General features: G+C 36.9%; 23 protein-coding genes. 11 read left to right on the plus strand and 12 right to left on the minus strand.

Going from position 1 to position 23,762, the window contains the following annotated elements; all coding sequences use genetic code 11:
• Positions 1 to 231 precede the first annotated feature (231 nt).
• Entirely contained in the window at positions 232 to 1,767 is a 1,536-nt protein-coding gene (locus LC814_RS08555) for a YifB family Mg chelatase-like AAA ATPase (RefSeq protein WP_226063518.1), read from the plus strand.
• A gap of 42 nt (positions 1,768 to 1,809) precedes the next feature.
• On the opposite strand, the gene LC814_RS08560 is transcribed toward LC814_RS08555, so the two are convergent.
• Together LC814_RS08560 and LC814_RS08565 are read right to left on the minus strand one after the other, a co-directional pair.
• A complete protein-coding gene (locus tag LC814_RS08560) occupies positions 1,810 to 2,586 on the minus strand; it encodes a DUF4382 domain-containing protein (protein ID WP_226063519.1) in 777 nt (258 codons plus the stop codon).
• A gap of 158 nt (positions 2,587 to 2,744) precedes the next feature.
• Positions 2,745 to 3,854, minus strand: coding sequence for a DUF3078 domain-containing protein (locus LC814_RS08565; RefSeq protein WP_226063520.1), 1,110 nt, complete (start codon positions 3,852 to 3,854; stop codon positions 2,745 to 2,747).
• Between the two features lie 149 nt (positions 3,855 to 4,003).
• Here LC814_RS08565 and LC814_RS08570 point away from each other — a divergent pair, with 149 nt between their 5' ends.
• From LC814_RS08570 to gdhA, 3 genes are all read left to right on the plus strand, one after another.
• On the plus strand, positions 4,004 to 4,774 hold the full coding sequence (locus tag LC814_RS08570; protein WP_226063521.1) for a rhomboid family intramembrane serine protease: 771 nt from the start codon (positions 4,004 to 4,006) through the stop codon (positions 4,772 to 4,774).
• A 28-nt stretch (positions 4,775 to 4,802) separates the two neighbouring features.
• On the plus strand, positions 4,803 to 5,912 hold the full coding sequence (gene dprA, locus LC814_RS08575) for a DNA-processing protein DprA (RefSeq protein ID WP_226063522.1): 1,110 nt from the start codon (positions 4,803 to 4,805) through the stop codon (positions 5,910 to 5,912).
• A 183-nt stretch (positions 5,913 to 6,095) separates the two neighbouring features.
• A complete protein-coding gene (gdhA, locus tag LC814_RS08580; RefSeq protein ID WP_226063523.1) occupies positions 6,096 to 7,454 on the plus strand; it encodes an NADP-specific glutamate dehydrogenase in 1,359 nt (452 codons plus the stop codon).
• A 158-nt stretch (positions 7,455 to 7,612) separates the two neighbouring features.
• Here the strand turns inward: gdhA and LC814_RS08585 are convergent, their stop codons facing one another.
• The gene (locus LC814_RS08585; RefSeq protein ID WP_226063524.1) at positions 7,613 to 8,107 is read right to left on the minus strand and encodes a YkgJ family cysteine cluster protein; all 495 of its coding nucleotides are present in this window, start codon (positions 8,105 to 8,107) and stop codon (positions 7,613 to 7,615) included.
• 216 nt (positions 8,108 to 8,323) lie between these two features.
• Between LC814_RS08585 and LC814_RS08590 the strand changes: the two genes are divergently transcribed.
• On the plus strand, positions 8,324 to 8,707 hold the full coding sequence (locus tag LC814_RS08590; protein ID WP_226063525.1) for a group III truncated hemoglobin: 384 nt from the start codon (positions 8,324 to 8,326) through the stop codon (positions 8,705 to 8,707).
• A gap of 53 nt (positions 8,708 to 8,760) precedes the next feature.
• On the opposite strand, the gene LC814_RS08595 is transcribed toward LC814_RS08590, so the two are convergent.
• From LC814_RS08595 to LC814_RS08610, 4 genes are all read right to left on the minus strand, one after another.
• Positions 8,761 to 9,471, minus strand: coding sequence for a DNA alkylation repair protein (locus tag LC814_RS08595; protein WP_226063526.1), 711 nt, complete (start codon positions 9,469 to 9,471; stop codon positions 8,761 to 8,763).
• The gene (locus tag LC814_RS08600; RefSeq protein WP_226065796.1) at positions 9,472 to 10,386 is read right to left on the minus strand and encodes a glutaminase; all 915 of its coding nucleotides are present in this window, start codon (positions 10,384 to 10,386) and stop codon (positions 9,472 to 9,474) included. It abuts the gene before it with no gap.
• 41 nt (positions 10,387 to 10,427) lie between these two features.
• Positions 10,428 to 11,654 (minus strand): GTPase HflX, encoded by a 1,227-nt coding sequence (hflX, locus tag LC814_RS08605; protein ID WP_226063527.1) that lies wholly within the window; start codon positions 11,652 to 11,654, stop codon positions 10,428 to 10,430.
• A 99-nt stretch (positions 11,655 to 11,753) separates the two neighbouring features.
• Positions 11,754 to 12,188, minus strand: a complete 435-nt coding sequence (locus tag LC814_RS08610) for an META domain-containing protein (RefSeq protein WP_226063528.1) — start codon at positions 12,186 to 12,188, stop codon at positions 11,754 to 11,756.
• Between the two features lie 88 nt (positions 12,189 to 12,276).
• Here LC814_RS08610 and LC814_RS08615 point away from each other — a divergent pair, with 88 nt between their 5' ends.
• Complete coding sequence (locus LC814_RS08615; RefSeq protein ID WP_226063529.1) at positions 12,277 to 12,804, plus strand: GNAT family N-acetyltransferase; 528 nt, start codon at positions 12,277 to 12,279, stop codon at positions 12,802 to 12,804.
• Between the two features lie 50 nt (positions 12,805 to 12,854).
• Here LC814_RS08615 and hemE read toward each other — a convergent pair whose 3' ends face one another.
• From hemE to hemA, 4 genes are read right to left on the minus strand one after another with little or no spacing between them, the layout of a single operon-like run.
• Entirely contained in the window at positions 12,855 to 13,883 is a 1,029-nt protein-coding gene (hemE, locus tag LC814_RS08620) for a uroporphyrinogen decarboxylase (RefSeq protein WP_226063530.1), read from the minus strand.
• A 36-nt stretch (positions 13,884 to 13,919) separates the two neighbouring features.
• A complete protein-coding gene (locus LC814_RS08625; protein WP_226063531.1) occupies positions 13,920 to 14,606 on the minus strand; it encodes a uroporphyrinogen-III synthase in 687 nt (228 codons plus the stop codon).
• Positions 14,607 to 14,645: 39 nt separating this feature from the next.
• The gene (gene hemC / locus LC814_RS08630) at positions 14,646 to 15,569 is read right to left on the minus strand and encodes a hydroxymethylbilane synthase (protein WP_375373392.1); all 924 of its coding nucleotides are present in this window, start codon (positions 15,567 to 15,569) and stop codon (positions 14,646 to 14,648) included.
• Positions 15,547 to 16,821, minus strand: a complete 1,275-nt coding sequence (gene hemA, locus LC814_RS08635; protein WP_226063533.1) for a glutamyl-tRNA reductase — start codon at positions 16,819 to 16,821, stop codon at positions 15,547 to 15,549. Before hemA ends, hemC begins: the two co-directional genes overlap by 23 nt.
• Positions 16,822 to 17,072: 251 nt before the next feature.
• Here hemA and LC814_RS08640 point away from each other — a divergent pair, with 251 nt between their 5' ends.
• Genes LC814_RS08640 through rodA form a run of 5 tightly spaced genes read left to right on the plus strand, consistent with a single transcriptional unit; the run spans position 17,073 to position 22,714 of the window.
• The gene (locus LC814_RS08640; protein ID WP_039342263.1) at positions 17,073 to 18,098 is read left to right on the plus strand and encodes a rod shape-determining protein; all 1,026 of its coding nucleotides are present in this window, start codon (positions 17,073 to 17,075) and stop codon (positions 18,096 to 18,098) included.
• Positions 18,099 to 18,121: 23 nt separating this feature from the next.
• Positions 18,122 to 18,973: a rod shape-determining protein MreC gene (gene mreC, locus LC814_RS08645; RefSeq protein ID WP_226063534.1), complete on the plus strand. Its 852-nt coding sequence runs from the start codon at positions 18,122 to 18,124 to the stop codon at positions 18,971 to 18,973.
• Positions 18,970 to 19,476, plus strand: a complete 507-nt coding sequence (locus LC814_RS08650; RefSeq protein WP_226063535.1) for a rod shape-determining protein MreD — start codon at positions 18,970 to 18,972, stop codon at positions 19,474 to 19,476. The genes mreC and LC814_RS08650 overlap by 4 nt, the downstream gene beginning before the upstream one ends.
• Positions 19,473 to 21,488 (plus strand): penicillin-binding transpeptidase domain-containing protein, encoded by a 2,016-nt coding sequence (locus tag LC814_RS08655; RefSeq protein WP_226063536.1) that lies wholly within the window; start codon positions 19,473 to 19,475, stop codon positions 21,486 to 21,488. Before LC814_RS08650 ends, LC814_RS08655 begins: the two co-directional genes overlap by 4 nt.
• Positions 21,485 to 22,714 (plus strand): rod shape-determining protein RodA, encoded by a 1,230-nt coding sequence (gene rodA / locus LC814_RS08660; RefSeq protein WP_226063537.1) that lies wholly within the window; start codon positions 21,485 to 21,487, stop codon positions 22,712 to 22,714. Before LC814_RS08655 ends, rodA begins: the two co-directional genes overlap by 4 nt.
• A gap of 235 nt (positions 22,715 to 22,949) precedes the next feature.
• On the opposite strand, the gene LC814_RS08665 is transcribed toward rodA, so the two are convergent.
• The gene (locus LC814_RS08665) at positions 22,950 to 23,639 is read right to left on the minus strand and encodes a C40 family peptidase (RefSeq protein ID WP_226063538.1); all 690 of its coding nucleotides are present in this window, start codon (positions 23,637 to 23,639) and stop codon (positions 22,950 to 22,952) included.
• Positions 23,640 to 23,762 lie beyond the last annotated feature (123 nt).

Below are 23,762 nucleotides of genomic sequence, written 5' to 3' on the forward strand. Positions count from 1 at the left end.
GAAATTGAAAAGTTTTTTTCTTTAAAAATGTTTTATCTCTATATTCTTTATTCTGAAAATATAGACTCTTATTATGTAGGAGTTTAGAACCGAATACTGCCAGATAAATTCAACCATAAATCTTGTTTCAGCAACGATTATTTTTATTAATGGTAATCAATTCAGCACATTAGCTTTCAAATCATTTTGTGAGTGATAATTATTTATTACTTTTATCTCAAATCACAGCCGATGTTAGTAAAAATTTACGGTAGCGCAATCCACGGAGTTTCAGCACAAACTATTATTATTGAAGTTAATGTTGATACTGGCGGCGTGGGCTATCATTTGGTTGGACTTCCCGATAATGCCATCAAAGAAAGCAGTTACCGTATTTCTGCAGCATTAAAAAACATTGGTTTTAAAATTCCGGGTAAAAAGATTACCATTAATATGGCGCCGGCAGATCTCAGGAAAGAAGGATCATCTTATGATTTAAGTATTGCACTCGGAATTCTGGCTGCATCAGAGCAAATAAAAGCCGAAAACATAAGCCAGTATATAATCATGGGTGAACTATCCTTAGACGGCGGATTATTGCCTATAAAAGGAGTTTTACCAATAGCTATCAAAGCGAAAGAAGAAGGTTTTAAAGGTATTATCTTACCGAAATTAAATATCAGAGAAGCTGCAATTGTCAGCGAATTGGAAGTTTATGGAGTTGACAACATCAAAGAAGTCGTAGATTTTTTTAATGAAGGAATTACTTTGGAAAGAACAACCATCGATATCCGAAAAGAATTTCAGGAGAAAATTCATTATTTCCCTAATGATTTCTCTGAAGTAAAAGGGCAGGAAACCGCAAAACGAGCCATGGAAGTTGCAGCAGCAGGTGGTCATAACATTATTCTCATCGGTCCACCGGGAAGCGGAAAAACCATGCTCGCGAAACGAGTGCCGACCATCTTACCACCCCTAACTTTAAGAGAAGCTTTAGAAACTACTAAAATACATTCTGTCGCAGGGAAAATTGGAACTGAAACTTCGTTAATGACCGTTCGTCCTTTCAGAAGTCCGCACCATACGATTTCAGATGTTGCTTTGGTTGGCGGTGGAAGCTATCCGCAACCTGGCGAAATTTCGCTGGCACACAACGGAGTTCTTTTTCTAGACGAAATGCCGGAATTTAAAAGAACAGTCCTGGAAGTTATGCGACAACCTCTCGAAGACCGCGAAGTCACCATTTCGCGTGCAAAATTCACCGTAAATTATCCCGCTAGTTTTATGCTTGTAGCAAGTATGAATCCCAGTCCAAGTGGATTTTTTCCTGATGACCCAAACAACACGTCTTCTCAATTTGAAATGCAGCGCTATATGAATAAACTTTCTGGTCCTTTGCTCGACCGTATAGATATTCATATCGAAGTACAGAAAGTAGAATTTGAGCAGCTTGCAGACCGCCGGAAAGGTGAAAAAAGTGATGAGATCCGACAGCGTGTTTTGTTGGCCAGGGAAATTCAGACCAATCGGTACAGCGATTGCGAAATTCACTATAATGCGCAGATGGGACCCAAGGAAATAGAAAAATATTGCGAACTTGACGAAGCTTCTCAGCTCTTGATTAAAACAGCGATGGATAAATTAAATCTTTCAGCACGAGCCTATGACAGGATATTAAAAGTTGCACGAACGATCGCTGATTTAGAAGGCACGGAATTATTAAATCCTTCGCATATTTCAGAAGCCATACAATATAGAAGTCTGGATCGGGAATTCTGGAATGTGTAAAAAAAAACCTGCAAAGCAGGTTTTATAATATAAATTTAAATTTTATTTGACTAAGGTTGCTGTCCCCAAATCCAAAACTTTTCCGTAAGTCACCGTTACATCCTTAGTTACATCAATGTATTTGGTACTTTCTAAGGCGTCATACATTAATTTATAAGATCCTTCCGGGATACCTCTCAGCATAAAATATCCGTTAGCTTCTGGAATTGCAGTCATAAGAACCTCATTTGTGGTTGCATTTAAGAGCTTCACTGTTGTTTGCGCTTCTGCAGGAGCAACATATCCCTTGATTTGACCATCGGTTAATTTGCTGAAAATACGGATCACAGGTTTCAGCAAGTAAGAACCGTTTCCTTGTTTTACGACTGATTTATCAGCATCGAAATCCAGCCATATTTCATAAGCACCATCTGGTTGAAGTGTTTCCATCCAATTAAGTTTTAATCCGGATTGCTGTGCAGAGGGTGTTGCAAGCGGATGACGCACGCCATCTACAGTTACATAGTTCTCAGACCCTAAAATCATTCTCAACTGAGTAACAGCACCAGCAGGCAATACGGTTTCGCCCAAGAGAACATCAACTCCATTATTTAAATCCAAAAGATTGTAAATTCCAGCTTTCGCAAGATTTAATGTTGTCCATGCCGCATCAGATTTTCCAAGTTCCAGTTTCTGAATATCGACTTCTACTTTTTCATATTGACCAGGAGCATCAGTGAGGTGAACTTTTAAAGTTGCATTTCCATCGGTGCTGCTGTCGTTTTGACACGAGGTAAATGCCAGAAGCATCGCGCTAAGCGCTAAAAAAATGTTTTTCATTTGTAATGGTTTTTATCAATTAACATTAAAGCTGTTAATATTCGACTTATCCTTCAAACGTAAAAAATCTCTAAATATTTTTAAACTACCGTTTAAATTATAATTAGTAAATAACAGATATAGTTTTACTAATCATGCGCTCAAATAATATGACTTTTTTAATTTGCCACAAAAGGCTTGATTTGTTTCTTATTTTTTTCCTTAAACTCGTATCCCAAGTTGTAAGAGAATCCTACACCTAATGTTTGCTTTAACTGCAATTTCTGCATTTGATCGTGATCGTAAAGCAGATCAAGACTAATTACCGTGGTAATAAATTTATTAAATCTAATGTTTAGTGCTCCATTATAAGCGATATCAACCCGTTCCGGATGAGAAATATAATTACTAAAGAAGTTCACCTGATTGACAAGATTTATGTCTTTATAAATTTTCAAACGATAGAGAATATTTACCAAAGCACCTAACTCTGCTCGAACCGATTGCCCATCTTTGTCTAGACCATACTTACCCGCTTTTTGAAGAAATGGGTCGTTTACAAAGGTAAATTTACCATTTACAGGCCGGAAAATTATTTGAAAGTTTTCACTTGGATTATATAAAATCCCGACCCCAGCGTACAGATAACCAGGTGACATAAATCTCGAGATTCGGTCTGCAAAACCTGGATTGGGGGTCAACGAATAATTGTAACCAGGCGCAAACTGGGAAAGAAACTGAAAACCCGTAGAGAGGTAAAAATTTTTCCCCACGTCGTAACCGTAGTTACTCATAATATTGATGTAATCTTCCGTTTTTCTGGAGGATTCCCCTTGCGACGCTACAAACCCATAACCGAGCTGAATATTATTGTCTAAAAAATGACGTCGGTTTTTATAACTGAGATTATAGTTAATCTTTCCAATAATACCAATATTGTTATTCCCACCAGAATTCCAGTTCGAAAAAGAAGATTGGTTGAATACCAAATTATTTTGTCCGTAATAGAACCATTTTATAGGATCTTTCAACTGCAAAAGATTGTAAGGTGTTACGGGAATTTCTTCTTCTACAGAAATCAAAGCATTTCTGTCTTTAATGACTAAAGTATCCTTAAAACGCACTTCAAATTTCTCAAATTTAGGATTAGATAAACTGTCTAAGTCAAGTGCACGGGCTTTCCATCGATTTTGGGAAATCGAATCAATCTCTGCGAGAATACCTTTATCCTGTTGGGAAAATACCGTAATCGCAAGAAACAACGATAAAAAAAACAATAATTTTCTCATAGGTGGCAAAAATAAGACAAACTATTTTAATTTAAAAAACGAGAAACGAGATTGTTGGTACTATTTGGCTGATTTTCTTTAAATTTAAAAAAGTATTAGCCATAATTTCTTCATTAAAATTTTGGTAACAGTTTTGACAAAAATATTGAATGTTCAATAAATCTCTTAATTACGACGCTGTTTTATACGCTGCCCTAATGGTAGTGGCAATGTGGGTGGGATTTTTTTTACAGAATTTAGGTTGGTTCAGCGGTTGTTCGGGCGCGATTATTCCCTTAAGTCCGTACGGTTTAAAAGGAATTTTTTTATCTCCTTTTCTGCATGGCAGTCTTGAGCATATTTTTGGAAACTCAGTTCCCATTTTTGTACTTATTTTTTTGCTCATCCAATTTTATCCTTTTATCGCGAAAAAAGTTTTTTTTCTGGGTTGGATTTTAACAGGCCTTTTGGTCTGGCTTCTGCCGCCTATTGATATTTATACGGGACAATTTACAGAGGTCTGCATCATTGGAGCCAGTGGAATTGTGTACGTTCTGGCATTTTTTCTATTCTTCAGTGGTGTTTTTCGATGGAACATGAAATTCCTAACGGTTTCTATGGTTGTTGCACTTTATTATGGAAGTTTAATTTGGGGCGTATTACCGGAAGAGCTTTTTTCTAATTTAGCAGAACCGAGCAGAATTTCCTGGCAATCCCACTTATCAGGAGCCGTCATCGGAATTATAATGGCCTTTATTTTCCGGAAATCTGGCGAGCAGAAAGTGAGATTTATTTGGCAGTTTCCAAATTATTATAGTGAGAAAGACGACAAACTCTGGCAAGAATACAAAGAAACACATCCCGATGATTTTTTAGAACTGCCTCAGAAAAAGAGAGATAATATTTGGGAGCATCTGGACGAGATCCGGAGAAATGAATAAATTTTGATACTTTTGAAAAAACTTCTGCATGCACTCCGAAGAGATTTTTTATTCCATTGCGTTACGACGTTGCCCACTTATTGGCGATGTCGTTTTCCAGAAGCTGATTAATGAAGCTGGATCGGCGAAACAGGTTTGGGAATTATCAAAATCAGGTCTGCAGAATATTTTTGGTATCGGCCGTAAAATTGCGCTGGAAATAGGAAATAAGGAACATCTGGATTTTGCCGAAAACGAAATTAAATTCTGCGAGAAACACAACATCAAAATAAATCTTCGTCATTTAGGCGATTTACCCGCGCTGCTAAACACCTGTGAAGACGCGCCGGCAATTCTCTATCAGAAAGGAAATATTCCAACTACGCAGAACAATCTGAGTATTGTGGGAACCCGAAATATTTCTTCGTACGGCAAAAACTTTATCCAAGATTTTTTAGAGAATATCAATTCTCAAAGTGTAACCACGGTTAGTGGTTTAGCTTTAGGTGCTGATTCCGAAGTTCACCAGGCGTCGCTTGTAAATTCTCTTCCGACTATTGCAGTACTCGCACATGGCTTTCACACACTTTACCCCTCTAAAAACCGAAAATTGGCAGATAAAATTTTATCTGAAAACGGAATGCTTTTAACAGAATTTAATTCTTCACAGAAACCAGACAGGGAAAATTTTATTCAACGTAATCGAGTTATTGCAGGCTTGTCTCCCGCTACAATTGTCGTAGAAACTGCCTTTGGTGGTGGTTCCATCAGCACGGCAACATTTGCCAATAATTACAATCGCGATGTTTATGCGTTGCCGGGCAGAATCGACGAAAAGTATAGCCAGGGCTGCAACCAACTCATCCTTCAAAATAAAGCGACAGCGATATCTACAATTTCTGGATTGATTAAGGAGCTTGGCTATGACAAAGAAAAGGAGAAGACGGGCGAATTATTTCCCTCCTCAGAAATAAAATTACTTTTACCTCAAAATCAACAGGATATTTTGAGCCTACTTCATAAAACCATTCCGCTTTCTTTGGATGAAATATCAGAGAATTTAAACTTGCCATCTTATAAAATTTTACCAGATCTTCTTCAACTTGAAATTTCGGGTTACATCCGAGCACTTTCGGGAAGACAATATTTAATTTTATGATTTTAGGCGTTTTAATAAACGTAGGATTATCTGCGATACGTTATGTTTTCCATATCTAAATAGCGCTTTCATTAATGCAAAATTACAGTTGTAGAGGTTTGTTTGAATTTACCAAAACATTAAAATTTCTACCTAAAGTTTTCAAAAAAAAATTAAATTTGTTAGTATAAATAACATCTTTTTATGGAACACTATAATGTAGAGCAAAAAATCCAGGACTTTGTCGCAAACATTGAAGCGAGGAATCCAAACGAACCAGAATTCCTTCAAGCTGTAAAAGAAGTTGCTGTTACGGTGATTCCATTTATTGCCACTCATAAACAATATGATGGCAAAAAACTTTTGGAAAGAATGGCTGAGCCCGAAAGAACTATCATCTTCCGTGTGCCTTGGGTAGATGACTCAGGAGAAATTCAGGTGAACAGAGGTTTTAGAATTCAGATGAATTCTGCTATTGGTCCCTACAAAGGTGGAATTCGTTTTCATCCAACCGTAAATTTATCAGTACTTAAATTTTTAGCTTTCGAACAGACTTTTAAAAACTCGCTGACTACTTTGCCAATGGGGGGTGGAAAAGGAGGAGCTGATTTTGATCCACAGGGAAAAAGTGATATGGAGGTGATGCGTTTCTGCCAGGCTTTTATGACAGAACTTTGCAAGCATATTGGTCCCGAAACTGATGTTCCTGCCGGTGATATTGGCGTTGGCGCGCGTGAAATCGGGTATTTATTTGGTCAATATAAAAAGATTAGAAATGAATTTACAGGAGTTCTTACTGGGAAAGGTCTTGCCTACGGTGGTTCTCTTATCAGACCGGAAGCTACCGGTTATGGTGTCGTTTATTTCTGTGAGCAAATGCTTAAAACAATAGGACAAGATATTAAAGGAAAAACTTTTGCAGTTTCCGGTTTCGGAAATGTAGCATGGGGAGTTGTTAAAAAAGTTACAGAACTTGGTGGTAAAGTGTTAACGATCAGCGGACCAGATGGTTACGTATATGATGAAGATGGTATCTCTGGTGAAAAAATAGATTATTTATTGCAACTTCGAGCTTCTGGAAATAACAGAGCTGAAGATTTTGTAAAGAAATTCCCAAGTGCTAAATTCTTTGCAGGAAAACGTCCGTGGGATGTTAAATGTGATGTCGCAATTCCTGCCGCAACTCAAAATGAACTTTTTCTGGAAGATGCAGAAGCATTAGTTGCCAACGGAGTAATCTGTGTAACTGAAGCTGCAAATATGCCTTCAACTTTAGACGCGATTAATTATTTCTTGGATAATAAAGTTCTATTCTCCCCTGGAAAAGCATCTAACGCTGGCGGTGTAGCAACATCGGGATTAGAGATGACGCAAAACTCAATTCGACTGAACTGGTCATCTGAAGAAGTTGATACAAGATTGAAAGAAATCATGATCGGTATTCACAAAGCATGCAGTGCTTATGGCAAAGACGAAAGCGGTTATGTAAACTACGTAAAAGGCGCAAACATCGCGGGCTTTGTAAAAGTAGCCGAAGCAATGCTAGCACAAGGTGTCGTATAAATAAAATATAAAAGCCGGTTTGCCGGATTTTTCATAAACCTGTCCCGGGAAAATGGGAAAAAGTAAAGTGAAAGGATAAAAAGCATTGAGATTTCAATGCTTTTTGTTATTTAGAGATTTCTGTTTTTTGTTTTTTTTAAGAGAAGAAACGAGTCTGATCATTTACTCTTATTGATTTTATCTTGCATTCTTTCTACAAATTCAAATGCTGCCGGGCAGATTAAGGTATTCTTAATGGTTAAATGATTAATTTGATAAATCTTTTTCCGGTCGGTGTGGGGAAACTCGCGACAAGCCTTTGGGCGAACATCATAAATTGAACACGTATTATCTTGATTTAAAAACCAACAAGGCAAATTCTGCAAAACTTTGTCCTGATCTTCGTCAGTCTGTAAAAACTTGGCTTCGAAATCTGACAATTTCATTTTCAGATGCTTGGCGATTCTCTCAATATCTTTCTCGGTGAAAAGTGGCCCAGTCGTTTTGCAGCAGTTCGCACATTGCAAACAATCAATCTTCTCAAAAACTTCTTCATGGGTTTCCTGCACGAGATAATCCAGATTTCTGGGCGGTTTTTTCTTCAGACTTTCCAGAAATTTTTGGTGTTCTTTATTTTTGAGCAAGCCTTGCTTTTTGTAAAACTCTAAATCCATTCTGCAAAAATACGGGTAAATGGTTTATTAATTATATTTTCGGGAAAATACGTTGACTGCGGCCGCGATAGTAGCGGCTACCCCGCAGGGAAGCGGCGGAACGAAGTGAAGCCGCTGACCGAGGAGTAATAGCGGATAGCGCGAATTGTCTGCCCAAAAAAATACAGTTGACTTCAGTCATATGTACAACGACAAAATTTTAAGTAATTTTGCAGCATGAAGAAGTTAGAAACCCGACAGGATATCGAAGATTTAGTCAATTTTTTTTATGACAAAGTTCAGAAAGATGAAACCATCGGATTCTTTTTTAATGACGTAGCGAAGGTTGACTGGTCGCATCATTTACCGAAAATGTATTCTTTTTGGGAAACGCTTTTATTCGGTCAAATGTCTTACAAAGGAAATCCTATGGCGGTACATTTCCCAATCAATGCTGAAGTTCCGATGGAGAAATTTCATTTTCAACATTGGGTAAAATTGTGGACGGCAACGGTGGAAGAAAATTTCACGGGTGAAACCGCGGATTTGGCCATTTACAAAGCTACCAATATCGCGAATTTAATGGGTCACAAAATGGAGGTTGCGCGAAAATTATCTTAATTAAAATGCAATAAAATCCGCAAATTAATTTAAGAATCGCTACAATCGTAGGATTAAATTCTGGATTTTAAATAGTCTTGTCGTAGATTCTCGTCCAGCTTTTCTATAGAATATCGCAATGTTGTTCTGGGCATTTTTTTATAATGCCGATTAAGAAAATCTAAAAGTTCACGCTCATTTTTCTTTCCCATTTCTCTCAAAAGCCAACCATTTGCTTTCTGCATTAAATCATGTTCGTGATTTAAATTCTTGATTACCAAATCTTTAAGCAGATCAAATGATCCTTTTTTCACGTGAAACATAGTTGAAACTACGGCTATTCTTTGGCTCCACAAATTGTCTTCGTCGGATAAATCGAGGAGAATAGAATCGTCTTTATTTTCAAAACGGTACTGACCTAAAATTTTATAACAGGAACTGTCCACCAAATCCCAATTGTTGATGTGCTGCCTGTTCTTTACATAGAAGTCTGCGATTTCTCTTCGTTGATTTGAAGTCTTTGATTTCTCAAACTTCGCAACCAACATTAACAATGCACAATGCCGATATTCATGAATTTCAGAAGCTAAAAGATCTTTTAATTCCGGGAAAGAAATTTTAGGGAAATATGCCTTCGCGATTTTTCGCTGGTCTGGAACGGAAACGCCAATAAATTGATCACCTTCTGCATACTGACCTTTCCCAGTTTTAAAAAACTTCCGATAAAATACAGCTTTTTCCGGCTTTGAAAGCTCCTGTAAAGCTGCTGTAATCTTGGCAATCATTTAAAATATACTTTCCCCGGTTTGGGTCGTAAATTCTTCAAGAAGCTTCATACCGCGGTACGAATTTCCTTTTGCATTAAGTTTCGGACTCCAAACGGCAATGCAATAGTGATGTGGATAAATAGCGATTATTCCGCCGCCTACACCACTTTTCCCAGGCAAACCTACGCGAAAAGAAAATTCCCCAGATTCGTCGTAAAAACCACATGTCAGCAGAATTGCATTTACCCTTTTTACTTTGCTAGGAGACAGAATCTGAGCCATATTTGAGGGTTTTTCACCTTCATTCGCTAAGTATAAAAAGCTTTTGCTCAGTTGTTTACACGTCATTTCTATAGCACAGAGATGACAATAAAGTTCAATAACCGCATCGGGTTTATTTCTGATATTTCCGAAGGATTTCATGAAATTGCACATCGCTGTATTTCGGAAACTATTTTGCATCTCACTTGCGGCCACTTTTTCATTGAAGTTAATGTCTTCTTCTTCCGAAAGGTTTCGAATATAAGAAAGCAGTTCTTCTTTTGGATTTGAACAAATTTCTAACAAAATGTCGCAAATGACCAACGCGCCCGCATTAATAAAAGGATTTCGTGGGATTCCTTTATCGGCTTCCAACTGTACTAACGAATTAAACGGATTCCCCGACGGCTCTACGTCTACGCGATGCCACAATTCTTCGCCCAGCTTTTCATAAACAAAAGAAAGTGCGAAAACTTTAGAAATACTTTGAATAGAAAATTTCTCCTCAAAATCGCCAAAGCCAAAACTATGATGATTTAAATCGGTAAAACTAACGCCAAATTTTTCGGCAGAAATATTGGCGATTTCCGGAATATAATCGGGAATTTTACCTTTGTTTTCCTCGGATTTTACTTCAGAATAAACCTCTGTAATAATTTTCTGATAATCAATTTTCATAAAATTAAAGAGGAATTGATATCGTATAGAATTTTTTAAAGCTCATCTTTTGATTCATCTTCATCATCAAAATATTGAAAAAGAAAATCATTATATGGGAAACGGGAAATATGAATTTTTAAAACCTCGTCGTAAATCATTTTCTTCAGTTCTGGGAAATTTTCTTTCTTTAACGCAGAAATGAAAACGGTGGGATATTTGGATTTAGACATCCACGTTTTTTTCCATTCATCTAAAGAGATATTTTCACGGGTTTCCGGGCTCAAATCATCTTCTGCTTTTTCCTCGTAGGCAAATGCATCAATTTTATTGAAAACCATGATCATCGGTTTTTGATGCGCCCCGATTTCCATTAATGTTTGGTTAACGGAATTAATGTGGTCTTCAAAACTTTCGTGAGAGATATCGACAACGTGAATTAAAAGATCAGCTTCGCGAACTTCATCTAAAGTTGATTTAAAACTTTCAACGAGCTGCGTCGGTAGTTTTCTTATAAAACCAACAGTGTCAGTAAGTAAAAAGGGTAAATTACCCATCACTACTTTTCGAACGGTCGTATCTAATGTCGCAAATAATTTATCTTCGGCGAAAACTTCTGACTTCGAAAGGGCATTCATCAAAGTTGATTTACCAACATTTGTATATCCGACCAGTGCAACGCGAACCATTTTTCCCCGATTGTTTCTCTGCGTCGCCATTTGTCTGTCTATCGTTTTGAGCTTTTCCTTTAATAATGAAATACGATCGCGAATAATCCTTCTATCCGTTTCAATCTCTGTTTCACCAGGACCACGCATTCCGATTCCACCTTGTTGTCTTTCAAGGTGAGTCCACATCCTGGTCAATCGCGGCAAGAGATATTCGTACTGTGCCAATTCTACCTGCGTTCTTGCGTAAGAAGTTTGGGCTCGTTGGGCAAAAATATCAAGAATTAAATTAGTTCTGTCGAGGATTTTAACTTCTATTTCCTTTTCCAGATTTTTGAGTTGTGAAGGAGAAAGTTCATCATCGAAAACTACAGTCCCGATGCCATGTTCTTTTACGTAATCTCGAATTTCCTGCGCTTTTCCACTTCCGATAAATGTTTTGGAGTCGGGTTTTGTCAACCGTTGGGTAAATCTTTTGTCAACAGTTGCACCTGCTGTAAAAGCCAAAAACTCGAGTTCGTCGAGGTATTCAGTTAATTTATCTTCGCTTTGATTTTGAGTAATTAAACCGACTAAGACGGCTTTTTCGTATTGATGATCGTTTTTTTCTAACATAAATTGCTACGGCATTTACACAAAGATACTACTTTGCATTTTTCTATTAAAAGTTCTCAGGCAATTAAACTTGAGATTATTTTGATTAATACTATTTATTTAATCCCAGTCTGAAGCTACGAATTTCATACGTTCTCCGCTTGGAGCGGTAAGCGTAAGATAATGACCTTCTACTTTATACTGTGTCATTTTAGGCAGATCTTTTGCGAAAGCAGTTTCCAGATCCATGCTTTGATCACAATACATCATCGTACTTCCAATTTCTGAAAATTTTACAATTCCACTTGAATTAAATGTTGCCTGCCCAAACATATTGTTGCAACCCATATTTGCAGAAAATTTTCCGGGATCATTATTTTCATCAATTAAACTAAGATGTGCCTTACTATTGACCATCAATTCCCTATTAAAATTCTGGAATTCTACCAACATCCAATCTCTTTTAATATTTTCAGGAACCTTGGATTGAGTACTACAGTTTGCTAACAACAAAAGTGAGAAGAGGGCAACAAAGCCGGATATTAATTTTTTCATTTTCAAAATTTCAACTTAGCATCCCATATCTGTGCCATGAATTTTGCTAAATTTGGGGATTCTCGCTAAGAAAAAATCATTCATTAACATGCATAATAAAATGGAAACCGAAAGATTGTTTTTAAAACCGATCGATCTTCAAGACGCAGAATTTTTATTTGGTCTATATAATTCACCGCGATTTATTGAATTCATCGGTGACCGAAATATTAAAACAATTGAAGATGCAGCCGATTATATTAAATTAAAATTTCTTCCGCAGCTGGAACGGTTAGGTTACGGAAATTATGTCATCATCAGAAAATTGGATGATAAAAAATTGGGAGCCGTAGGTATTTTCGACAGAGAAGGTTTGGATGTCCACGATATCGGCTTTTCTTTTCTTCCGGAATTTGAAGGAAAAGGGTACGCTTTTGAAGCTGCATCTCATTTATTATCAACCATATTTCGGAATTTTAAACTTAAAAAGATCTCTGATATTACTGCTAAAGCTAATCTATCTTCACAAAAACTTATTAAGAAACTGGGATTAAAATATATCAAAACCATACATTTACCTCATGATGATGAGGAATTGTTATATTACGAAATCGAGAAAACGGACAATATTCTTTAAAAAAAAAGACACATCGAAAAGAGGTGTCCTTATAATATGGTCAATAAATTTTAGTTCGGTTTCCAATCCACCACGGCGCGGATAAATGCTTCTGCATTTTCTAAAGGTATATTCGGTAAGATTCCGTGACCTAAATTTGCAATATACCGGTCTTTTCCAAAACGGTTGATCATTTCATTCACCATTTTTTTGATAGTTTCCGGCGAAGAATTTAATCTATTTGGATCAAAATTCCCCTGCAAAGTCATGGTATGATTTGTTAAGGTTCTTGCTAATTCCGGTCTGATCGTCCAATCGACACCCAAAGCAGAAACTTTCGATAACGTCATTTCTTCTAATGCGAACCAGCAACCTTTCCCAAAAACAACAACATGTGTGAGCGGGCTCAGTGCTTCTACAATCTGATTGATATAGGGCCAGGAAAAAATTTGATAATCCTCCGGCGACAAAGTCCCGCCCCAAGAATCAAATACCTGCACCGCTGAAACTCCTTTTTCTACTTTTCTCTTCAGATACGCGATAGTGGTATCGGTGATTTTCTGTAATAATAAGTGCGCAGCTTCTGGATTTTTAAAACAAAAACTTTTTGCAACGTCCCAGGCTTTTGAGCCTTTTCCTTCGATACAATAGCATAAAATCGTCCACGGAGAGCCGGCGAAACCGATCAAAGGAATATCGTTATCTAATTTATGTAAAGTCATTTCGATGGCATCGAAAACATAACCCAAAGTTTCATTCACATCTGGAACTGGAATATTTTGAACATCTTCCAAAGTTCGAATTGGTTTTTCTAACCAAGGTCCAACACCTTCGCGCATTTCAAAATCAATACCCATCGCTTGTGGAACCACCAATATATCTGAGAAAAGAATTGCAGCATCTAGCGGATATCTTCGAATCGGCATCATGGTAATTTCTGACGCAAGTTCCGGCGTACGACATCTCGTAAAGAAATCATAATCATCACGCATTGCCCGAAATTCTGGTAAAAATCTACCTGCCTGTCGCATCATCCAAACGGGTGGACGTTCTACAGTTTCCCCTCTTAAAGCCTTTAGATATAAATCGTTTTTTATCATAATCATGTAACATAATCCAGAATTTTACATTCCCAATTATGGTTGAATTTTATTTGTTTCTTGTTTGATCAGTTGCAGTAAATTGTGCAAATCGTTCTGTTTGCCTGTAACTATTTTCTTATCTGTATGTTTGCTGATTTCCGCACTTGTAGTTTCACCAATCGAAAAAATATGCGAAAAGTCTAAAGAATTATTTTTGATGAAACTGCGCACTCCACTTGGGGAAAAAAAAGCAACAGCATCATATTTTGCCTCGGTTGTAGGATATAAAAGTTCCGTTTCATAAACGACAACTTTTCGATATCCGATATTTTGTAGCGGTAATTTTTTCTGAAGAATATCCAATGCTAAATCTCCACAGAAATGAATGAAACTTTCTTTATTGCAATTGTCAATAATAAATTCTGAAAGTTCTTTCGCATTCTTTTTCATTTTAAAAACACCGAAACCGTACTTTCTAAGTTGTTGTTTGGTTTTTTTTCCAACACAGTAAATTTTATTAAAATTACGTTCGGCAAAATTTTCATGAGGTTTAAAACCGTTATTAAAACAAGCTTCTACACCGTTAACACTGGTGAAAATAAGCGATTTATTATCGAGTGGAAAAGGTGGTGTTTTCTTAAAATTAATTTTAATAACTTCTAAAAATGAAGATGAGATTTCTATTCCCAATACATCGGAAACTTCTTTTTCATCAAGCATTTTTGTAAACAGAATATTCATTACACACCAATAAATTTCAGATTAAGCAAGAGAAACTAATTAGTGAAGTTCTCGTTTTATATGCTGCATAATTTCAGCTCCGCCATTTTCGATAATTTTCTGTGCCATCATTTCGCCGAAATTATCTTCCGCATTCCACTGGAATATTTCATCAGTTTCAATACAATCTTTTCCATCTAGAGAACAAAGACGGCCAACGAATCGGACCTCATCTAAATCATTTATTACAGCGAAAGCCCCAATTGGCGCAGTACATCCACCTTCTAAAGCGCTTAGAAATTCGCGTTCGATTTCTATACAGATTCTGGTGTTGCGGTGATTTACTTCTTTGAAAATTTCTTTAATTTCATTATCATCAGCACGACCGCATACAGCGACAACTCCTTGTGCTGGTGCAGAAATCATCATAGGAAGGTGTTCATAATTAACATCTAAACCCATTCTTTCAATCGCAGCTAAAGAAAATAAAGTAGCGTCAAAATCTTGTTCTTCAAGCTTTTGCAAACGTGTTTGAACATTACCACGAATATCTGAAAATTCAGTTTCGGGATAGGTCTTTAACCAAAAAGCCCGACGACGCAAACTGCTGGTTGCTATTTTCAGATCGTGCAACTCTTTGTGCTGAGACGAGTTTTTTCTCACCAACACATCTTGAGGATAATCGCGTTCTAAAACGGCGATGATCTCTATATTTTCTGGCAGTTGGGTGGGAATATCTTTTAAAGAATGTACAGCGATATCAACTTCTTTATTTAAAAGGGCCATATCCAGATCTTTGGTGAAGATACCTGTAATGCCCATTGCATATAAAGGTTCCGTCAAATTTTTATCTCCGGAAGATAGAATCGGTGTAATATCTGTTTTATAATTTCTATTCTGCAGATTTCTGGCGACTTCCCGTGCTTGCCACAAGGCCAGCGGCGAGTTTCTCGTCCCAATTTTAATGCTTCTCATTGAACTCATTATTTGGCTGTTCTACTAAAATTTCATGCATAAGTTTACTAATTTCTTCAGCTTTCCACGGGTTGTCTATTATAAATTTCGCAAACCGGTTCGTAATTTTTTGAATCATACGATCTGAAAGCTGCATATCTGCAACGTCTACATATTTATGTTTTTTGTGAATATTGTGCATTTCATTACGTTCCATGTTTTTCAGGACTGCTTTAAAATGATGAATATTCGGTACTAATTTTCTTTTTTTCTCCCATTCCAGAAAATCCTTCGTCATTTCCTTGATGATTTCCTCGGCTTTGGGGATTTCTTTTTGGCGCTGCACCATGGTCTCGTTAATATGCAGGGACAACTGATCAACATCTACCAAACTTACGTTTTGATTCTCAACAATATCCTTTTCCACATTATTGGGAATGGATAAGTCGATAACCAAAGTTTCTTTACCATTCGGAAAATGAGATTTATTAATAATTGGATGTTGAGCCCCCGTAGCAACGATTAAAATATCGGTCTGGCTAAGTTCATCTTGGAAACTTTCGAATTCGATATAAGGGATTTTGTACTTATCTGCAATTTTTTCCGCTTTATCAGCAGATCTATTTGCAATTTTAACTCTTGGGTTATAAACATGTTTCACCAAATTCTCCACCGTATTTTGACCGATTTCGCCAACGCCGAGAAGAAGGATGTTTTTATCTGATATTTGAGTTTGATTTTTTAGAATATAATGAACCGCCGCGTACGATACCGAAGCAGCACCATGGGAAATGCCCGTTTCATTTTTAATTCTTTTTGAGATTTGAATAGCAGAATTAATTGCTCTCTCCATAAACGGATTTGCATATTTTTTCTCTTTACGGAACCGGTGATAAGCATTTTTGATCTGCCCAATGATTTCAAAATCACCAATAATTTGACTTTCTAAACCAGCAGCGACACGAAAAAGATGATTCAGCGCTTCTTCATGTTTTAAAATATGAACGTACTGCATAAAATCGGTTAGCGTAACGCCTACGATCTTACAATACAATTCTGCGATTAAGAGATAATTTTGAGTTGTGGTATAAATTTCGGTGCGGTTGCAAGTAGACACCACAAAAGCATCACCCAGATTCAAATCATGAATTTGGTTGACAAACTTTTTTACATTGTCATCAAAAAAAGCAAATTTACCCCTTATCTCTGCATCTGCTTTCTCAAAACTGACGCTAAGGACTGCAAAATTGGCAGTTTTATGAATGTTAGTATCCTTAATCATAGACCAAGGGCAAATTTAGGGTTTTAAATTGAATTAAGGAAGAATGTTGCCTATGATGATTATCACATGAAACTATAAACGCTGCCTACAGTTTTTCACATTTTCATTAAAGATGAAATATTTTGCCAATTACAAAGTTATCTTAGAATACTGATGAATTTTAATAAAATTTTAACCAAATTTAGTGGCGATGTAATTTTTAGAACGGTTCTAAATCTATATCTTTGTACACTTAAAAAAATTAGCATAAAATGGGGTTATTTGATATGTTCACGCAAGACATTGCGATTGATTTAGGAACAGCGAACACACTTATCATACACAATAATAAAATCGTAATTGATCAACCATCAATAGTAGCGATAGAGCGTTCTTCGGGAAAACCGATTGCTGTAGGAGAGAAAGCGAAACACATGCAGGGGAAAACCCATGAAGATATTAAAACAATTAGACCATTGAAAGATGGAGTAATCGCTGATTTTCATGCTTCTGAGCATATGATAAAAGAGTTTATTAAACAAATTCCGGGTATCAAAGGGAAGCTTTTTCAACCAACGTTAAAAATTGTAATCTGTATTCCTTCTGGAATTACCGAAGTTGAAAAACGAGCGGTAAGAGATTCTGCGCAGAAAGTAAATGCAAAAGAAGTTCGTTTAATTTATGAACCAATGGCAGCTGCAATAGGAGTTGGGATTGATGTTCAGAAACCTGAAGGTAACATGATTATTGACATAGGTGGAGGAACAACCGAAATTGCGGTAGTAGCTCTCGGCGGAATTGTTTGTGATAAATCAGTGAAAATTGCGGGTGATGTTTTTACTAATGATATTGCCTATTATCTAAGAACTCATCATAATTTATACATCGGCGAACGCACTGCAGAACGGGTGAAAATTGAAGTTGGATCTGCTGTTGAAGAACTCGATGTAGATATCGAAGATATTCCAGTTCAAGGTCGAGATTTAATTACAGGTAAACCTAAAGAAATTATGGTGAACTATAAAGAAATCGCGCGTGCATTAGATAAGTCTATTATCAGAATCGAAGATGCTGTAATGGAAACCCTTTCTCTAACACCACCAGAATTGGCGGCCGATATTTATAAAACCGGAATTTATCTAGCTGGCGGCGGTGCTTTGTTAAGAGGACTTGCCGACAGACTTCACAGAAAGACGGGTCTTCCTGTTTTTGTAGCTGAAGATCCGTTAAGAGCGGTTGTTCGCGGAACAGGAATCGCATTGAAAAATATGGATAAATTCAATTTCCTGATTAAATAATTTAAACTTTTTTTAATTACTGGATGGGATTTTTGCTGAGATTATTTTCGAAGAACGGTTTATTCGTCTTCTTTATATTTCTGCAACTCATAGCTTTAGTATTGATTTTCAGCCGAAATTCAATGCAACAGTCATGGATTGCGGGACAGTCTGCGGCATTTAATTCTTGGGTTTCTGGCTATATCGACGAAGGTGCTTCTTATTTAAAATTGAAGCAAACCAACGATCAACTTGTGGCGCAAAATAAAGTTTTGATGGAGCAGGTTTATGGCAAAAACGAATCTGCAATACCACATTTCCGGAAGGTTCATGATACTATAGGAGGCGGACAGATTTATACTTTTGTGGATGGGGAGATCGTCTTTAACAGTATCAATAGAAAAGATAATTACTTTACGATTAACCGGGGGAAACGAGATGGCGTTCTTCCAAAAATGGGAGTAATGGCGCCTGGAGGAATTGCGGGAATTGTTATTAATACCACGAATTCCTATTCTCTTGTACAATCTGTTTTAAGTATAAATAAAATTAAAATAAACGCAGCCCTGAAAAATTCTGGCTATTTCGGAACATTAACCTGGCGTGGAGAAGATTCGCGCGTAATGCATCTCGCCGATATTCCAAAATATGTTCCGCTGAAAGTTGGAGATACCGTAATCACCGATGGAAAATCTGCGATATTTCCGCAAGGAATCATGATCGGTAAAGTTGCAGGTTATGAAGTTGATAGTAAAACAGGTTTCTGGGATATCTCTGTAGAACTCAGTGAGAAGATGGGGAACATCAGTAAAATATACGTGGTGAAAAATCTGAAGAAAGCCGAAGTTTCTAAAATTGAAGATACGCTTCAAGTGACCATAAATAGAGAGAAATGATAAGTCGCACCTTATTTACAGACATCATCATAATTGTTTTGCTTATTGCATTACAGGTTTTTGTGCTGAACCGGATCACCCTTTTTGGAAAATATACACCGGTAATATATCCAGTTTTTGTGATGTTTTATCCATTTTTCAGAAATAAATATCAGTTTTTACTTCTAAGTTTTCTCTTGGGATTAGGTATTGATGCTTTTCTATACACTTGGGGAATCAATGCCTTTGCAACGACGGTAATTGCCTATTTTCGAACCTTAATCTTCCGGACTTCTACCGATACATCGACTGACTTTTTTTCGTTTCAATCTTTACAATGGTCTCAGTTTATACTCTTTATTTTGATGAGTATTTTCATACATCAACTGTTGGTACAGTATATCGAAATTTTTAAATTCACCCGTTTTTTCGATATTTTCTTAAATGTTTTGGCGACAAGTGCAATTTCATTTATCTTTATCTTCATATACGCATTAGCCTTTAAAATCAAACAAAAAGTTTGAAATCACAGACCATTAAAATTTTCGTTTTCCTTTTCCTGATTGCTATTATATTTATAGCAAGGTTGGCTTATTTGCAACTTTTCACAGACCGATATGCCCTAAACGCGGCAAATACATCGATAAAAACTGAATATATTATTCCACAGCGCGGTGTTATTTTCGACCGCAATGGTAAAATTCTGGTCGGCAATCAGCCTTCTTATGAAATATCGTTTACTGAAGCATTGATGAAACCTGATTTCGACACCGTAGATTTTTGTAATTTATTACGGATCAGTAAAACAGATTTTATTAAGAATATTAATTCCATAAAAAAAGAAAAATACTATTCGAAGCTCACTCCGATGACGTTTATGAAAAATTTAAGTCGGGAGGAAATTGCACGAATTCAGGAAATTATTTTTAAATATCCGGCTTTTAGCATCGTGTCACGGCCCCAGCGACAGTATGAAGTTTCAACTTCCGGAAACCTTTTAGGCTACACCAATGAAGTGAACGATCGTGATATTAAGAGTGATTCGGTTTATTACTTGCCCGGCGATTTTATTGGAAAGACCGGCATCGAAAAGTCCTATGAAAAAGATTTACGTGGGGAAAAAGGAATTCAATACATTCAAAAAGATATTAAGTTAAGAAGTATAGGACCCTACAAAAATGGATTATTAGACCGAGATGTTGTTACTGGAAAAGACCTCACACTAACCATCGATTATGATTTGCAAAAGATCGCAGAGGAAATGATGGTGGGAAAGCAAGGTGCAATCGTGGCGATTGATCCTTCGAATGGGGAAATTTTGGTTCTTGCGACGGGACCAGACATTGATCCTAACTTATTTTCAGGCCCAGAAAAAACAAAGAATTTATATCGCTTACAAATGGATACGGTTTATAACAGCCGACCAACATTTGACCGATCTCTACAAGCTGCATATCCTCCAGGATCTACTTTTAAACTTCTTACCGCCGCAGCAGCCATGCAAATGGGTGTTATGGATGAGAATACGGTATTTCCGTGCGGTGGTGGTTTCAGTTACAATAGATTAAGAATCAAAGGTCACGGTGGCGCTGATCCATTAATACCAGCAATTCAAGTTTCAAGTAATTGCTATTTTTCTTATGCGTATATCGCAATCATGAACAAATATCCCGGCGATCCAACTCGTGGTGTAAATGAATGGAAAAAGATCATGAGCAGTTTTGGTGTAGGCGAATTTCTAAACAATGATCTGGCGGTAGGTGCCAAAGGGAGAATTCCAACGGGAGAATTTTACGAAAAAAGAAGCGGTGACAAAAAAGACTGGACCTCAGCTTATACCATGAATGGATCTATTTTTAATGGAATGGGACAAGGCGACGTTCTTTTAACACCACTTCAAATGGCAAATGCGGTTGCTGCGATCGTAAATAAAGGTTGGTATTTTACACCACATATCGTAAAATCTGTGGATGGGAAACCAAATCCCGATCCGCGATTTAAAGTAAAACACAAAACTTTAGTTGACGCAAAACATTTTGATCCCATCATTAAAGGAATGGAAGCCGTTGTACTGAATGGTACAGCGCGAGGATTAAAATCGAATGATTTTACCATGCTGGCGAAAACAGGAACGGCGCAGGTTCCTCAGGGAAAAGATAATTCGATTTTTGTTTTAGCAGCCCCAGCGGAAAATCCTAAAATCGTAATTGCTGCCGTAATGGAACATGCAGGGTTTGGGTCAACTTGGGCGGGCCCCGCAGCAACTGTTATTGCTGAAAAATATTTGACCGGGGAAATTAAAAGAGAAAATTTATACAAAAAAATGATCAACGCCAGCTTTATGCCAGAATATAAGCGCCAGTGGATTGTTGAACTAAAGCGCAAAGGCCTGTATAAAGAGCCGAGCAAAGACTCCTTATTTTTACAGACTGTAGAAACGAAGTTGGAAAATGCCAAAAACCAAGAAGAAAAAAAATTGCTTCTCTATCAAAGAGATTCAATTATTAATAAAATTAAAATTTCGCAAAAAAAATGAAGTGGGCAGAAGGAATAGATAAACTTGGATTATCACTGTACTTTCTACTGTGCGCTTTTGCCATTGCAAATATTTATAGCGTGGAGCCTGCAAGTGGTACCCGACAGGCAGTTTGGTTTGGTGTTTCAGTATTTGTAGGTATCATAATTTTTATGATGCGTACGAAGTTTTTCGAAAATATGGCAGGACCTATTTATATCGTTGGCTTGCTCTTGCTCATTGGTTTATTTCCTTTCGGTACCGAAATTTTGGGTCAAAAAAACTGGTACAAATTCGGACCCGTTAGTTTACAACCGGTCGAATTTGCGAAAATAGGTACCGCATTAATGTTGGCGAACTACGTTTCTGGTCCCGACTTTAATTTAAAGTATAAAAAATCACTGTGGACTTCTCTAGCTATTATCGGAATTCCTGGTATTGTTGTTCTATTCATACCCGATGTTGGGTCACTGCTTGTTTTTATCGCATTTTTTATCGCGTTGTTTAGAGAGGGACTTTCCGGATGGTTTTTCGGAGTAGGTTTTATTGTTGCAGCGGTTTTTCTAGTATCATTAGCGGTAAATCCACTTTATGTTGTAGGAGCAATTGTTATTATTGCAGCGATCGCAGTTTTTCTAAATTCAAATAAAATTCATTGGAACGTGATTTCTGTCGCAGCAATTGTGGGAGGTGTTGGATTATTAAGCGGTCTTGCTTACGCATCACCTAACGTCCTGGAAAAATTGCCGAAACACCAGCGAGAGCGAATTGAGGTTTTATATAAGGGAGAAAAAGCTTTCCGCGATACTTCGGGTTATAACCTACTCTATTCTAAAACCGCAATTGGATCAGGTGGATTTTTTGGAAAAGGATATCGTGAAGGTTCTGTGACCCAAGGGAAATTTGTGCCTGAACAAAGCACCGATTATATTTTCTGTACTGTAGGCGAAGAATGGGGATTTCTGGGCAGCACATTACTGGTAATTGCATATGCAGTATTTATCGGAAGAATTTATTACCTCTCGGAAAAACAGAAGTCTGCTTTCAATCGGGTTTTTGGCTACTGCTTTGCATCAATCTTGCTGATTCACTTTTCTATTAACCTGGGCATGGTTATGGGCCTTTTTCCTACTGTTGGTATTCCGCTGCCATTCTTCAGTTATGGCGGAAGTTCGCTCTTGGCTTTTTCTACAATGACGTTTATATTTTTTAAGTTGAACTACGCCGACCGTAACAGTTTGGTTTAGTTACAATCTAATTAATGAATGTAAATTGAACCATGATGTAAGGAAGAACCTATTTTCTTACAAGGTGCATTAAAAGGATAACGCACTTGATAAACGAGATGAACTCTCTGTTAATACAATCTTTTACACAGCGTTGCTGCTCATTAAGTTTCTTTGAGCAAACTGCAAGAACTTAATCTAAATAAAAAAACCACCTACAAGAGGTGGATTTTTAGTATAAATCAATTATTTACTTTTAATTTTGTGCGTAGTTGGTATTGAAAGCATCCTGAGAAAGTACCCGCTTTGCAAATCTGAATTTCGGCCCCCAATATGAATCATTCAATGAAGAAATCATAACTCCTCTGGAAGTTGCTGCGTGAATAAATTTCACTGTTCCCTCAGAATCTACACTTTCTACAATTCCTACGTGAGAGATTCTACCTCTTCCTTGATGTGAGAAGAAAACCAAGTCTCCTTTCTGTAGCTCGCTTTTTTCAATTTTTTCACCTTGTTGAGCCTGAGAAGCTGCTACTCTTGGTAAATCAACTCCAGCGCTTGTTCCAAATACTGATAAAACAAAAGCAGAACAGTCAATTCCATTTCTGGTTGTTCCGCCGTATCTATAAGGAGTTCCTAAATAAGATTCTGCTTCAGTAAGGATATCATCAATTTTTTTAGAAAAACGAACTGCTTTTGCAATCTCTTCGTTTTTAGCAATATTTTCTAATGTTTTCCCAGCAACGATTTGTTCTTCTCGAAAACTATTTACCAATTGTTTTTTTGCGATTTCAATTTTTTTACTATCTATTGAAGCAAGTTTGGCATTTGATTTGTATTCTGATACGTAGCTTGTTGGTGTTGAAACTACATAGTTGGTAACACAAGACTGCAATGATAATGTAGTAAACACGGCAGTGAAATAGAACAAAATTCTTCTCTTCATATATATTGATTCTCTGTGTTAAATGTAATATTTGTTTTTAAATGCAATACAAAAGTAGGTATTCATGCAAACGTGAGGGTGAAATCACCTTTTATACAGTAGCGTTTTAACACATTTTAACAT

Origin of the sequence: Kaistella polysaccharea (assembly GCF_020410745.1) — a bacterium.
GTDB classification, from domain to species: Bacteria; Bacteroidota; Bacteroidia; order Flavobacteriales; family Weeksellaceae; genus Kaistella; species Kaistella polysaccharea.

Excerpts from the sequence above, each read along its gene's own strand:
- LC814_RS08555 (WP_226063518.1), top strand. The coding sequence starts at position 232 with ATGTTAGTAAAAATTTACGGTAGCGCAATCCACGGAGTTTCAGCACAA.
- LC814_RS08560 (WP_226063519.1), bottom strand. The coding sequence starts at position 2,586 with ATGAAAAACATTTTTTTAGCGCTTAGCGCGATGCTTCTGGCATTTACC.
- LC814_RS08565 (WP_226063520.1), bottom strand. The coding sequence starts at position 3,854 with ATGAGAAAATTATTGTTTTTTTTATCGTTGTTTCTTGCGATTACGGTA.
- LC814_RS08570 (WP_226063521.1), top strand. The coding sequence starts at position 4,004 with ATGTTCAATAAATCTCTTAATTACGACGCTGTTTTATACGCTGCCCTA.
- dprA (WP_226063522.1), top strand. The coding sequence starts at position 4,803 with ATGCACTCCGAAGAGATTTTTTATTCCATTGCGTTACGACGTTGCCCA.
- gdhA (WP_226063523.1), top strand. The coding sequence starts at position 6,096 with ATGGAACACTATAATGTAGAGCAAAAAATCCAGGACTTTGTCGCAAAC.
- LC814_RS08585 (WP_226063524.1), bottom strand. The coding sequence starts at position 8,107 with ATGGATTTAGAGTTTTACAAAAAGCAAGGCTTGCTCAAAAATAAAGAA.
- LC814_RS08590 (WP_226063525.1), top strand. The coding sequence starts at position 8,324 with ATGAAGAAGTTAGAAACCCGACAGGATATCGAAGATTTAGTCAATTTT.
- LC814_RS08595 (WP_226063526.1), bottom strand. The coding sequence starts at position 9,471 with ATGATTGCCAAGATTACAGCAGCTTTACAGGAGCTTTCAAAGCCGGAA.
- hflX (WP_226063527.1), bottom strand. The coding sequence starts at position 11,654 with ATGTTAGAAAAAAACGATCATCAATACGAAAAAGCCGTCTTAGTCGGT.
- LC814_RS08610 (WP_226063528.1), bottom strand. The coding sequence starts at position 12,188 with ATGAAAAAATTAATATCCGGCTTTGTTGCCCTCTTCTCACTTTTGTTG.
- LC814_RS08615 (WP_226063529.1), top strand. The coding sequence starts at position 12,277 with ATGCATAATAAAATGGAAACCGAAAGATTGTTTTTAAAACCGATCGAT.
- hemE (WP_226063530.1), bottom strand. The coding sequence starts at position 13,883 with ATGATAAAAAACGATTTATATCTAAAGGCTTTAAGAGGGGAAACTGTA.
- LC814_RS08625 (WP_226063531.1), bottom strand. The coding sequence starts at position 14,606 with ATGAATATTCTGTTTACAAAAATGCTTGATGAAAAAGAAGTTTCCGAT.
- hemC (WP_375373392.1), bottom strand. The coding sequence starts at position 15,569 with ATGAGTTCAATGAGAAGCATTAAAATTGGGACGAGAAACTCGCCGCTG.
- hemA (WP_226063533.1), bottom strand. The coding sequence starts at position 16,821 with ATGATTAAGGATACTAACATTCATAAAACTGCCAATTTTGCAGTCCTT.
- LC814_RS08640 (WP_039342263.1), top strand. The coding sequence starts at position 17,073 with ATGGGGTTATTTGATATGTTCACGCAAGACATTGCGATTGATTTAGGA.
- mreC (WP_226063534.1), top strand. The coding sequence starts at position 18,122 with ATGGGATTTTTGCTGAGATTATTTTCGAAGAACGGTTTATTCGTCTTC.
- LC814_RS08650 (WP_226063535.1), top strand. The coding sequence starts at position 18,970 with ATGATAAGTCGCACCTTATTTACAGACATCATCATAATTGTTTTGCTT.
- rodA (WP_226063537.1), top strand. The coding sequence starts at position 21,485 with ATGAAGTGGGCAGAAGGAATAGATAAACTTGGATTATCACTGTACTTT.
- LC814_RS08665 (WP_226063538.1), bottom strand. The coding sequence starts at position 23,639 with ATGAAGAGAAGAATTTTGTTCTATTTCACTGCCGTGTTTACTACATTA.